This is a genomic window from Dactylosporangium sp. NPDC048998, from assembly GCF_043197855.1.
GTDB lineage: Bacteria > Actinomycetota > Actinomycetes > Mycobacteriales > Micromonosporaceae > Dactylosporangium.
Genome location: NZ_JBICTV010000075.1, coordinates 1 through 11,991 on the forward strand (window position 1 = coordinate 1; position 11,991 = coordinate 11,991).

The window sequence follows — 11,991 nt, forward strand, 5'->3', positions numbered from 1 at the left end:
CGCACGACGGCATCACCGGCTACGCCGCGTACAAGGTGGCCAACACCGTCACCTCGCACGAGGCGTGGGGCATGGGCAGCTACTGCGTGTTCACCGCAGACCCGTCCATCGCCGCTTACCACTCCTACGAAGCACCGGTCAACGCCAACGTCAAGTTCCACGACATCCTGACCGTCTCCCTGGGTAAGGGCTCCATCACCCACGTCATCAACGACACGGGCGATGCCGCCCTGCCCTCCAGCGTGACGCCACACAGCGTGGTCAGCTACCCGTAGCCAGTCTGGTGCCCGGCCGCCGCGCGGCGGCCGGGCACGCGGCCAGCAGGACCGTCGACGCGGGCGAAGGCGGCCGCGTCGCCTACGACCACGCCCAGGTCACCGGCATCGCGGCGGCGCACGTCGCGGACGAGCTGCTGTCGGCGATGACGCCCCGGTGTCGGTGTTTACGATGTCGATGGATGCCGTTTCCATGCCGGCCACTTCCTGACATCGGGTCGTCCCTACGCTCCGTCCCGTGCCCACCGCCCGCCTGTGCCGCGCATCCACCGCGACCGCGGTGGCTATCGCCCTGACCGCCGCCGGTCTCACCATCGCCACGGCGCCTGCCGCCGCCCTGGCACCGGACGTGATCGACGTCGTCGCCGTCGGCACCGGCACCGGGGCGCTCACCAGCTCGGCGACGCCGGTGTCGATCGTGCCGATGTCCTCGGTCGGCGCCGTCGGGACGCCGATTCCGCTTCCGACCGCCGCGTCCGGGTCGAACTTCCCGTTCGCGCTCAGCGGCACCGCGACGAGTGAGGGCGCCCTCGCGCTGTCTGGCGACGGCCGGTACCTGACCCTCGCCGGCTACGCCACGACACCCGGCACCGGCTCGGTGGCGTCCACCACCACGACGCCAACGGCTCCGACAGTGCCACGGGTCGTCGCCCGCATCGACGGGAACGGCGCGGTCGATACGTCGACCCGGCTGACGGACGCGTTCAGCGGCAACAACGTCCGCGGCGCGGCGACGAATGACGGCACCGGGTTCTGGGTGACCGGCGCCGGAGGCAGCAACACGCCGAAGGCGGGCATGGTGCAGGTACCGCTCGGCGGGTCCACCTCGACGCCCATCGTCACGTCGATCAACGCCGCCCGCGTTCCGCAGACCATCGACGGAAATCTGTACCTGAGCACGGACAAGACCACTCCCGCGGGTGTGTCGCGGATCGGCACGGGCCTGCCGACGTCCGGCGCGCAGGCGCTGACGTCCCTCGCCGGCCCGGCCGATCCGTACGGGTTCGCGCTGCTCAACGTCGCCGGCGGCACAGGTCCTGACACGCTGTACGTCGCCGACGGGACGACCGGCGGCATCACGAAGTACTCGCTCATCGGCAGCACCTGGACCGCTGAAGGCACCGTCGCGGCCGGCACGGTGCTCGGCGGGCTCACCGGACGGATCAAAGCCGACGGGGTGCACCTGTACGCGACCGCGCTCAACGGCACGAAGGTGTACTCGTTTGTTGACACTGCCGGTGCAGCCGCTCCCATCAGCGGTGGAACGCTCACGACGCTCGCGAGCGCCCCGGCCAACGTCGCCTATCGCGGCATCGCGTTCGGCCCGGCCGGGCAGCCGACGCCGCGGCCCGCGCCGACGGCGAACCTGGCCGACACGGTGCTCGGTGCGGTCATCGGCGACCCCGACAACCCGACCCTGAGCTTCACCCTTGCCGACGCGGACCCGACCGTAGACCCGGCAGGGCTCACCGTCACACCGCTGACGTCCGACGAGGCCGTCGCGCCGCTCGCCGGCATCACGATCACCGGCACCGGCGCGACCCGCACCGTCAGCATCAGCCCCGGTGGCACCGTCGGGTACTCGACCATCACGCTGAGGATCACCGACCCGGGCAGTGGCGCAACCGGCACCACCTCGTTCCTCTACGGCGCGTCCGCCGCCGCTCCCGACGCAACGAGTCACTGGCTCGCCGGCGCATCCGACGCCTCCACCGCGTTCGACGCCGGCGACGGCTACGTCCTCGTCGGCGACGACACGTCCAACGCGCTACGCCTATACCGCGGGGACCGCTCCGGGCTGCCGGTCACGAGCTGGGACTTCTCCGCCGCGCTCGGCCTGTCGACGAAGAACAGCGACTCCATCGACATCGAAGCCGCAGCGCGGCTCGGCGACACGATCTACTGGACCGGGTCGATGGGCAACAGCAGTGATGACGGGGCATTGCGCCCATCGCGGGCCATCATGTTCGCAACCCGCGTCACCGGCACCGGCGCCAGCACGCAGCTGACGTTCGCCGGCGCGTACCGCAACCTTCGCGACGACCTCATCAACTGGGACATCGCGAACGGCAACACCTACCGGCTGACGGACAGCGCCGCCGCCGGCCACTCGCCGAAGACGATCGACGGGTTCAACGTCGAAGGCATGGAGTTCGCGGCCGATGGCAGCGGCACAGCCTACATCGGATTCCGCGCGCCGCTCGAGACCGTCACGACCCGCAACCTTGCGCTCGTCGTTGCGGTGACGAACCTGACCGACCTCATCACCGGCACCGCCACAACCGCGAGCATCGGCACTCCGATGCTGTGGGATCTCGGCGGCCGGTCGGTGCGGGAGATCCGCCGAAACGCCCACGGGCAGTACCTGATCATCGCCGGCTCCTACGCCGGCGGTGGGAAGTTCGCGCTGTACTCCTGGGACGGCAACCCCACCGACCAGCCAGTCGCCGCGTTGACCCTGCCGGCGCCGCTCGGCTCGTGGGAGTCGATCGTCGCCGTGCCCGATCCGCTCATCTCAGGCGCCACCGTCCAGCTGATCGAGGACGACGGCAGCGTCGACTTCTACGGCGACGGGAACACGACGGAGGCGAAGGCACTGCCGCTCGGGCTACGCAAGAGCCGCATCGACACCTTCACCCTGACCCTGCCCGGGCAGGCCGTCACCTTCACCAGCACGCCATCGTCCGCCTCCTACGGCGGCACATACACTCCTGCGGCCACCGGCGGACCGTCCGGGAATCCAGTCGTGGTCAGCATCGCGCCCGCCACCGCCAACGTGTGCAGCATGTCCGGAGGCACCGTCAGGTTCACCGGTGTAGGCACGTGCACCATCGATGCCGACCAGGCCGCCGGCCGCGGCTACGACCCCGGTCATGCCGAACAGTCGTTCACCGTTACCCCGGCCATCCTCACCGTGACCGCCGACGACAAGACCGCGGTCCTCAACGGGGCCGCGCCACCATTGACCGCCACGATCACCGGCTTCGTCAACGGCGACACTGCCGCGTCCGCGACCGCCGGCCAACCCGCCTGCTTCGTGCCGACCGGCGCAACCGGCACGGTCGGCGCCGCCGCCATCACGTGCACCGGTGGCACGCTCACCGCGACGAACTACGTGTTCCGCTTCGCCCCGGGTGCGTTGCACGTCATGTACGCGTCGACCGGACGGTGCAACGGGGACGCCGGCCACCAGATCCTGCAGCCGGTCAACGCCGACGGGTCGAGCGTGTTCAAACTGGGCAGCACCGTTCCCGCGAAGTTTCGCGTGTGCGACGCGAACGGCACCTCCGTCGGGCCGACGACCGCCGCCCCGCCGGTCGTGAGCAGCTTCGCGCTCGTCGCCACCAGGTCCGGTACCGCTAGCAACACCGTCAACGAGGCGGTGGCGTCCACGACACCGGACACCGCATTCCGGTGGGACGCCTCAGCGCAGCAATGGATCTTCAACATCTCCACAAAGTCGCTGACTGCGAACACCACCTACACCTACCAAGTCACTCTCGCCGACGGCAGTGCCATCACGTTCGTGTTCGGACTGCGCTGAGGGACGGTCCGAACAAGGGCTCCGGTGCGGACACGGTTTGCGGTTGCAAACCGTGAGCCGGCGGTGGCCCGCTGGCACAAGTTCCGGAACCTGCCGGTGATCCTGGTCGCGGAGGGCGGTCGACGTCATGTGGCCCTGCCGGACCGCGGTCGTGGGTGGGTAGTCTTGCCGCTGAGTGCAGGGGAGGGCTGACGCGATGGGCTTGGAAAACCTCGGCGGCTGGCATTTGATCGTCATCATCCTGGTCGGGCTGTTCATCTTCGGTCCTGACCGGTTACCGAGGGCGATCAGCGACGGCATCCGTATGCTGCGCAACCTGCGCCAGATGGCCCGCAACGCCACCGGCGACCTCAGTCGCGAACTCGGCACTGATATCCAGCTCGAAGACCTGCACCCGAAGACGTTCCTACGCAAACACCTGCTCAGCGAGGCTGACGAGACGGCCCTCCGCAAGCCGCTGCAGGGGCTTTACGACGACGTTCGAGGCGTGGCCGAGGGCGTCAAGCGCGACGTCCAGGCCACCGCATCCGCGGCCAGCCGCGCCACCGCCCCCGGCGTCTCCGCGGTCGCCCCGTCGCCAAATTCGACGACACCACAGCCAACCGCGCCAGCGGTACGCACCTCGTGGGACGACGTCACCTGAGGTTCCCCTCGGCGCGCAGCGATCTGACCGCCGAGGTAGTCGCGGGTGGGTTGGAAGGAGGGTCCGTGTGGTGCGCGCGCGTCGAAGCGGTGCGTCGCTGGCCGCGCTGGTCGTTCTGGCGGCAGGGGCCGGCTGGGCCGTGCCGGGCTGCCAGCGGGATCCTGGTTCGGCGGGTAGGCCGCAGGTCGGGGTGTCCGATGCCGTAGTGGCGCCGAGCGCGGGGGCGGCCAGTCGACCGTCCCCAACCGGCGCCGCCGGCCAGGACCCGGCGCGGTATGCCGCCGCGGTCCGCACGTATGCGGGTCGGGCCGGGGTCAATCCGCAACTGCTGATGGCCATCCTGTACAACGAGTCGGACAAACCACACGATCCGGCCCTGGAGCGGGCCTGGCAGAAGATGAAACCAGATGCCGCGTTCGGGATCGCGAACATGCACCAGTCCGCCTTCGACGACACGAAACGCGGCCGCGACTTCGCCGACCGGCAATGGCAGGAACTGCCCGACGACCCGGGCCTGGCAGTCGAGGCCGCGGCCTGGTATCTGCACGACCTGGCCGCCCGCCTACCGGTACGCTGGGTCGCCTCCTACACCAAGGACGAGCTACTCGCGCTGGGCTACAACGCCGGGCCCGCCAGTATGATCGAGTTCGCCCACGGCGCCAAACCCGGCGAGGTTGCCCAGACCTACCTGGACCGCCTCCACGGCAACTGGGTCGCCGCCGGCACCGCCTTGCAGCCGGCGCACTGACTGCCCGGACGATGACCTCGCTACAGATGGCGCAGGTCGAGCCGTTGTGCAAGTCCGGCGTGCTCGCGGCGAGCGAGCGGGTCATACCGGCGGTCGTTGGGTCCGCGGGTGCGCTGGGGCTGCCCCGAGCCCGACACCTGCCGTAGCCTCAGCGGCCTGCTGGTCGGGGACGGGGGCCGCCCGTCGGCCGTGCCGCGGTCGTCGTTGCTCGTCCGATCCCGAACGGCGCCGCACGACGCCGAGCCAGGTCGCGTTGACGTTCCCATTCCAGGAACCGCTCCGTCTCCTCCAGCAGCGCACCGGTCAGCCACACCGTCAGCCCGCCGGCGCCGACGACTCCGACGATCAGGAAGACCACGTCAGCGATCAGGTCCAGCGGCGAGATCAGGTACACCGCGGCCAGTCCCATGGTGACCAGCCGGAACCCGCCGTCATACTCGCCGCGGCGTGTCGCCGCGATCATCCGCGGCAGCGCCGCCAGCCGCCGACGCACGCCAGGCGTGCTGGGCTTGAACAGCCGCAGCAACCCGATCAACGCCATCCGCCGTCGCAACCTCGCCGCCATCGCCCCTCCGCACGCCTCGCGGGCCCGCAGCGCCCTACCCCATGGTGCGTCACCGGCGTCCAGGCACGGTGATGGCGCTCCCGGAAAATTCCCCACCGCGCGAAATCGAGTTCCCCCACCTGGGGGATCTGGGTGGCAGGGGGAGTGCCGACGGACCGTCGTGGACTGGGCACATGGCGGCTGATCCGCTACGCCGACGCCGGTGTGGCCGCAGTTGCCGGGTGTGGCACGAATCCAGGATCAGTCTGGGTCGGGGTGCTCCTAACGTCAGATGTGTCAACCAAACGCCTGCTGCCGGGAGGTACACCATGAACCGCAGAACCGTCCGCCTTTCGATGGCCGCCGCCGCGATCGCGCTCACCGCGCTGGGTACCACCGGCTGCTCCTCCGACACGGCCGAAACACCGTCCGACTCGCCGTCGATGGTGCAGGCCGGCGCCACCTCCTCGCTGAAGCCGAGCTCGACCAAGAACAGCAAGCCGAGCGGCGCCACCAAGATCGTCGAGTTCAAAATCGTGCAGCAACCCAAATGCCCCGAAGGTACGGCCGTGTACCGCGCCGACGCGGTACCGGTGATCATCAAGTGGAAGGTCACCGGCGCGACCGGCGTGGGCCTGTCGGTGGACAATCCGGACCTGCCCGGCAGCTACGGCAACTACCCGGCCACCGGCACCGAGACGTTCACGTTCTCCTGCGGCGGCCCGGTTGGCAGCGTCGAGACGCACACCTACACGATCACTACGATCGGCGGCAAGCAGACCAAGCGCGCCCAGGTGAAGGCGTCCGCGAAGGTCATGGACACCGGTATCGGCGGGAACTGACCCGCGACGACGGAAGCCGCCGGGCTCCGTTGCGTTGCTCGGCGTTCGCCGGGTTCCGGTTTCGAGGACGAGTTCAACGCGTCCATCGATCCCGCGACGCAACAGCGCCCAGGTGGTTCCTCTGCTTCGGAGTGCGGGGTCAGGCGGGGCGGCGGTAGCCGGTGATCGGGCGGCCGTCGAGTTTGGCCATGCGGACGTAGTCGCCTGTGGTGGGGGCGTGGACCATCCAGCCGCCGCCGACGTAGATGCCCATGTGGTGCAGGTCGCTGTAGAAGAACACGAGGTCGCCGGGGCGCAGGTCGGCGCGGGAGACGGCCTTGTTGTCGTCCCATTGCCATTTGGTGTAGTGGCGCAGCGTGACGCCGGCGGCGGCCCAGGCGGCGAGGGTGAGGCCGGAGCAGTCGTACCCGTTGGGGCCGGCCGCTCCCCAAATGTAGGGCTTGCCGATGAGGTCGCAGGCCTTCTTGGCCGCGGTACCGCCGGGGCCGCCGAGGTATTCGACCGGGCAGGCGACGGGCTTGAGGCTGCCGGTGCCGCCGCTGCTGCCGTACGCCTGCTGGCGCAGTTTCTGCAGGTCGGCCATCTTGCCCTCGATCTGGGTCTTCTTCGCGGCGAGGTCGGCGTCCTGCGCGGCGTCGGCATCAGCGCACTCACCGCCCGCCGGCGCCTCAACGCACTTGTGCGCGGCCACGTCGTTCGCCTGGCCACCGAGGTGGACCTCACACTGCTCGGCGTACACGCCGAGGCCCTGATGTGGATCAGCGTCCAGCCCGGCGCACTTGAGGAGACCGCCGAAGCCCTCACCGTCCACCCACAGGTCCGGTTCGTCGCCGCGACGACCGGCCCGGCCAACCTCCTGGTCGCCCTGGCCGCCACCGACCTGGACGCCGTCTACGCCTTCCTCGTCACCACGATCGGCCCGCTGAGCCGGATCACCGCCATCGACACCACCCCGCTCCTCGCGACCGCGAAACGCACCGGCCTCGCACGACGCTGATCCCACATGCTCAGCTGACAGCTCCTCGTACCCGCGTCGGTCAGGACAACAAGGCCGACCGCGAACGGATCAGCGCGAATCGAATGTACGGTCCGCGGCCGGCCCGGGCCGCTTGAGCCGGGACCGGGGCCGCCTGCGGCCCCATACGCACGCCCGTCGCCGCCGACCTTGCCGCCCACGTCGATGCGGGCGGTGTGCGAGCGCCCGTCGTGCTGCCACGTGACGTCGCAGGTCCGCTCGGCTCGCTGGGTGTGGTTCGCCCCGCGGTGCACGACCACCGCGGTGCACCGATGGCTTCGCAGCGGTCAGCAGCGATTGCGCGAAGTCTGGGATGACTTAGGGGGTATCGCTGGGGTCTAGGTAGGAGCGATCTGCACTCACACTGGGATCCGGCCCGATCACGTCAAGGCCGCTATGACACCCGCAAATGCCTCGTCACCCAGGAGGTGTGGTCCATGCTGCGTACCGAGTTGATCCGACCGCTGCACGAACTGCTGCAAGCGAACGCAGCGCGGTTCGGTGCGAAGGTCGCCTTCCGGGACCAGCACCGCGCCGTGAGCTACACCGAACTGGAGCAACGCACCCGGCGCATCGCCGGCCACCTCGCGGCGCTGCGGCTGCAGCCCGGTGACCGCGCGGCCATGCTGCTCGGCAACCGGGTCGAGATGATCGAGAGCTACCTGTCGATCACCCGTGCCGGTGCGGTCGGGGTGCCCCTCAATCCGCGCGCCACCGAGGCTGAACTGGCCTACCTGCTCGACGACAGCGGCGCCCGCGTGGTCATCACCGATCCCGCCCACGTCGACGTGGTGCGAGCTGCGCTCGGCGTGGACTCGGCGGCCCGCATCGTCACCACCGGTGGAATGTTCGAAGAACTCGCGACCACCGAGCCGGCTATGCCTGCACGCGATGACCTCGGGCTCGACGATGTCGCCTGGATGCTCTACACCTCGGGCACCACCGGCAAGCCCAAGGGGGTCCTGTCGACCCAGCGTAATTGTCTCTGGTCGGTCGCCGCATGCTATGTGCCGGTGCCCGGCCTGTCGTCCGACGACCGCGTGCTCTGGCCGTTGCCGCTCTTTCACAGCCTCGCTCACATCGTCTGCCTGCTCGGCGTCACCGCCGTCGGCGCGACCGCCCGCATCGTCGACGGGTTCGCGGCCGAGGAGGTGCTCGACGCACTGACTGAGGAGCGTTCCACGTTCCTCGCCGGTGTGCCGACCATGTACCACTACCTTGTCAGGGCCGCCCGCGAGCGGCGCTTCGAGGCACCCGATCTGCGGATGGGCCTCGTCGGTGGCGCCATCACCACCGCGGCGCTGCGCCGCGCGTTCGAGGAGACGTTTGGCGCGCCCCTGCTCGACGCGTACGGCAGCACGGAGACCTGCGGGTCCATCACCATCAACTGGCCGACGGGCAGCCGCGTGGAGGGCTCGTGCGGCCTGCCGGTGCCCGGCCTCGGTGTGCGCGTGGTCGACCCGAACACCGGCACGGACGTGGCCGCCGGCGCCGAGGGCGAGGTCTGGGTGCGCGGACCGAGCGTTATGGTCGGTTACCACAACCAGCCCGAGGCAACGGCCACCGCGCTCCGCGAGGGCTGGTACCACACCGGCGACCTGGCCCGCTGCGATGAGGCCGGCTATTTCACGATCACCGGCCGCATCAAGGAACTCATCATCCGCGGTGGCGAGAACATCCACCCGGGCGAGGTGGAGGAGGTGCTGCGCGGCGTCTCCGGCGTCGCCGACGTGGCCGTGGTCGGCAAGCCGCACGAGATTCTCGGCGAGGTGCCGGTGGCGTTCGTCGTGCCGGGCCCGGGCGGCTACGACCCGCACGCGCTGCTTGCGCACTGCCGCGGACGGCTGTCGTCGTTCAAGGTCCCCGAGGAGATCTACGACATTGAGCGGGTGCCCCGCACCGCGTCCGGCAAAATTACCCGGCACGTGCTGCTCGAACAGCCCGCCCGGCTGCGCGCCGCCGGCAGCAGCCGCTACGAGTCGCTGTTCAAGCTCGACTGGATCCCGCTGCCCTCGGTCCCCGCCCCGCCGCTGCTCGGCCCGCACTGGGCCGTCGTGGGCACCGACACGGCAGACGTGGTCGCAGGCCTCGCGACCCGGGTGAGCGAGCTCGACGAGTACACCGACCTGACCGCGCTTCGTCGCGCGCTCGACGCCGCAGCCCCGGTGCCCGACGTGGTCGTCCTCTCCACCGATTCCGTGCACGCCGGTCACGCGGTCGTGGCCGCCAGAGCAGTTGCCCGGCGGGTCGTCGACGACCTCGACACGTGGCGCGCGGACCACCGGCTGGCCGCCGTCACCTTCGTCGTACTGACCCGGCACGCGGTCGCGACCGGCGGCGACGACGGTGTGGTCGACCCGATCCGCGCCGCGGTCTGGGGCGCCGTACGCACATCACTGGCCGACCGGCCCGACCTGCTGGTGCTGGTCGACCTGGACGACTCCTCAGCGCCGTCCCTCGCGAGCGCGGTGTCGTCGGGCGAGAACCAGCTGGCCGTGCGCCGCGGTGTGGTGCTCCGGCCGCGGCTGTCCCACGTGCCCGTCGCGGACGACGACGCCGGCAGCGGTCTCGATGTCACCGGGACGGTGGTGGTCGCCGGTGTCGACGGGCCGCGCGGCGCGGCGGTGGCCCGGCACGCGGTGCGCGGGCACGGCGCCCAGCACGTGTTGCTGGTCAGCGCCCTCGGTGCTGCCGACGAGCGGGTCGCCGGCCTGGCGGCCGAGCTGACCGAACTGGGTGCGCAGGTGGGCGTCGCAGCATGCGACCTCGCCGACCGGCCCGCGTTCGCGGCTGCCCTGGGCGCGGCGACCGTGCCACTCACCACGATCGTGCTGGCCGACCCCGACATGATGGGAGCCTGGCATGCGCACGAACTCACCGTCGAACTGCGCGGTCGGTCCCTGGTCCTGCTCGGCGACCCGGCGGGGACGCTCGGCGGCCCGCGCGCTGTCGACGGCGCATTCATCGACGGTATCGCCCAGCACCGCGCCGCGCAGCAGCTGCCGACGCGGGCGATCGCGTGGGACCCCGCGCTGTCCACACAGGATGCGTTGGCGATGTTCGACGCCGCACACCTCGGCACGCCGCGCGCGGTTCTGCTCGCCATGCGGATCGACGCAGCCACACTGCGCCCGGGCGCAGTGCCGGCGCCGCTGCGCGGGCTCGTCGACGCGCCGGAGCGGGCGGGCGTCCCCGACGACCCGACCACCGAGCGGCTGCGCGCCCGGCTCGCTGCGCTGACCCTGGCAGAGCAGGCGCGCGCCGTGATCGATCTGGTGCACGCGGAGGTCGAAGCGGTCTGCGGCAGCGAGTGCGACGCCGACCGTGCGTTCAAGGACCTGGGCCTCAGCTCCGCGAACGTCGTCGAGTTGCGCAGTCGCCTGGTCGCGGCGACCGGGCTGCGGCTGCCGATATCCGTCTTGTTCGACCGGCCCAGCACCACCCGGCTCGCCGGATACCTGCACAGCCGGCTGTTCGGGGAGCCGGCTGGCGCGCCGGTCGCCGAACCGCCCGTGCGTGCCGTGACAGACGAGCCCATCGCGATCGTCGCGATGGCCTGCCGCTACCCGGGCGGCGTCAACAGTCCCGAGGACCTGTGGCGGCTCATCATGGACGGCCGGGACGTGATGTCGCCGTTCCCGTCCGACCGCGGCTGGGACCTGGACGGCCTGTACGACCCGGACCCGGACGCGGTGGGCCATTCGTATGTGCGCACCGGTGGCTTCATTGATGTGGCGGGCTTCGATGCCGAGTTCTTCGGTATCTCGCCGCGTGAGGCGTTGGCGATGGACCCGCAGCAGCGGTTGTTGCTGGAGGTGTCGTGGGAGGCGTTCGAGCGTGCCGGCATCGACCCGACGTCGCTGCGTGGCCAGCCGGTCGGGGTGTTCACCGGCCTGATGTACCACGACTACGCGACCGGCATGGACAGCGTCCCCGACGGGGTCGACGGCTACCTCGGCACCGGCAACGCCGGTAGCGTCGCGTCGGGCCGGGTGTCCTATGTGTTGGGTCTGGAGGGTCCGGCGGTGACGGTGGACACGGCGTGTTCGTCGTCGTTGGTGGCGTTGCACCTGGCGGTCCAGTCGCTGCGGGCCGGGGAGTGCACCATGGCCGTCGCCGGTGGGGTGGCGGTGATGTCGACCCCTGCCTCGTTCGTGGAGTTCTCGCGGCAACGCGCGCTGGCCCCCGACGGCCGGATCAAGCCCTATGCGCAGGCCGCGGACGGCACCGCGTGGTCCGAGGGTGTGGGTGTGTTGTTGGTGGAGCGTTTGTCGGTGGCGCGTGTGTTGGGTCATCGGGTGTTGGGTGTGGTGCGGGGTTCGGCGGTGAATCAGGATGGTGCGTCGAATGGTTTGACGGCGCCGTCGGGTGTGGCGCAGG

At 70.5% G+C, this 11,991-nt stretch carries 8 protein-coding genes and 1 pseudogene; 7 read left to right on the forward strand and 2 right to left on the reverse strand.

What is annotated here, in order from left to right; all coding sequences use genetic code 11:
• The 4 genes and pseudogenes from ACGFI8_RS47405 to ACGFI8_RS47420 form a co-directional block, all read left to right on the forward strand.
• Window positions 1-275 (forward strand): annotated as a pseudogene (locus ACGFI8_RS47405) (sialidase); the annotation flags it as partial.
• Between the two features lie 238 nt (window positions 276-513).
• The gene (locus ACGFI8_RS47410) at window positions 514-3,819 is read left to right on the forward strand and encodes a PxKF domain-containing protein (RefSeq protein ID WP_392815568.1); all 3,306 of its coding nucleotides are present in this window, start codon (window positions 514-516) and stop codon (window positions 3,817-3,819) included.
• Between the two features lie 196 nt (window positions 3,820-4,015).
• Entirely contained in the window at window positions 4,016-4,462 is a 447-nt protein-coding gene (locus ACGFI8_RS47415; protein ID WP_392815571.1) for a twin-arginine translocase TatA/TatE family subunit, read from the forward strand.
• A gap of 70 nt (window positions 4,463-4,532) precedes the next feature.
• The gene (locus ACGFI8_RS47420; protein WP_392815574.1) at window positions 4,533-5,210 is read left to right on the forward strand and encodes a transglycosylase SLT domain-containing protein; all 678 of its coding nucleotides are present in this window, start codon (window positions 4,533-4,535) and stop codon (window positions 5,208-5,210) included.
• Between the two features lie 148 nt (window positions 5,211-5,358).
• Here the strand turns inward: ACGFI8_RS47420 and ACGFI8_RS47425 are convergent, their stop codons facing one another.
• Window positions 5,359-5,751 carry a YkvA family protein gene (locus ACGFI8_RS47425; protein ID WP_392815576.1) on the reverse strand — a complete coding sequence of 131 codons (393 nt, stop codon included), beginning with the start codon at window positions 5,749-5,751 and terminating at the stop codon, window positions 5,359-5,361.
• 332 nt (window positions 5,752-6,083) lie between these two features.
• On the opposite strand from ACGFI8_RS47425, the gene ACGFI8_RS47430 reads away from it, so the two are divergent.
• Window positions 6,084-6,596 carry a hypothetical protein gene (locus ACGFI8_RS47430; RefSeq protein WP_392815579.1) on the forward strand — a complete coding sequence of 171 codons (513 nt, stop codon included), beginning with the start codon at window positions 6,084-6,086 and terminating at the stop codon, window positions 6,594-6,596.
• Window positions 6,597-6,735: 139 nt separating this feature from the next.
• On the opposite strand, the gene ACGFI8_RS47435 is transcribed toward ACGFI8_RS47430, so the two are convergent.
• On the reverse strand, window positions 6,736-7,287 hold the full coding sequence (locus ACGFI8_RS47435) for a C40 family peptidase (protein WP_392815582.1): 552 nt from the start codon (window positions 7,285-7,287) through the stop codon (window positions 6,736-6,738).
• Between the two features lie 21 nt (window positions 7,288-7,308).
• Between ACGFI8_RS47435 and ACGFI8_RS47440 the strand changes: the two genes are divergently transcribed.
• Together ACGFI8_RS47440 and ACGFI8_RS47445 are read left to right on the forward strand one after the other, a co-directional pair.
• Window positions 7,309-7,593, forward strand: a complete 285-nt coding sequence (locus ACGFI8_RS47440) for an Lrp/AsnC family transcriptional regulator (RefSeq protein WP_392815584.1) — start codon at window positions 7,309-7,311, stop codon at window positions 7,591-7,593.
• A 455-nt stretch (window positions 7,594-8,048) separates the two neighbouring features.
• On the forward strand, window positions 8,049-11,991 hold a 3,943-nt coding region (locus tag ACGFI8_RS47445; protein WP_392815586.1), incomplete at its 3' end, for a beta-ketoacyl synthase N-terminal-like domain-containing protein.

Bases quoted from the DNA above. Each gene is read 5' to 3' on its own strand.
- ACGFI8_RS47425 (WP_392815576.1), bottom strand. From the start codon at position 5,751: ATGGCGTTGATCGGGTTGCTGCGGCTGTTCAAGCCCAGCACGCCTGGC.
- ACGFI8_RS47415 (WP_392815571.1), top strand. From the start codon at position 4,016: ATGGGCTTGGAAAACCTCGGCGGCTGGCATTTGATCGTCATCATCCTG.
- ACGFI8_RS47430 (WP_392815579.1), top strand. From the start codon at position 6,084: ATGAACCGCAGAACCGTCCGCCTTTCGATGGCCGCCGCCGCGATCGCG.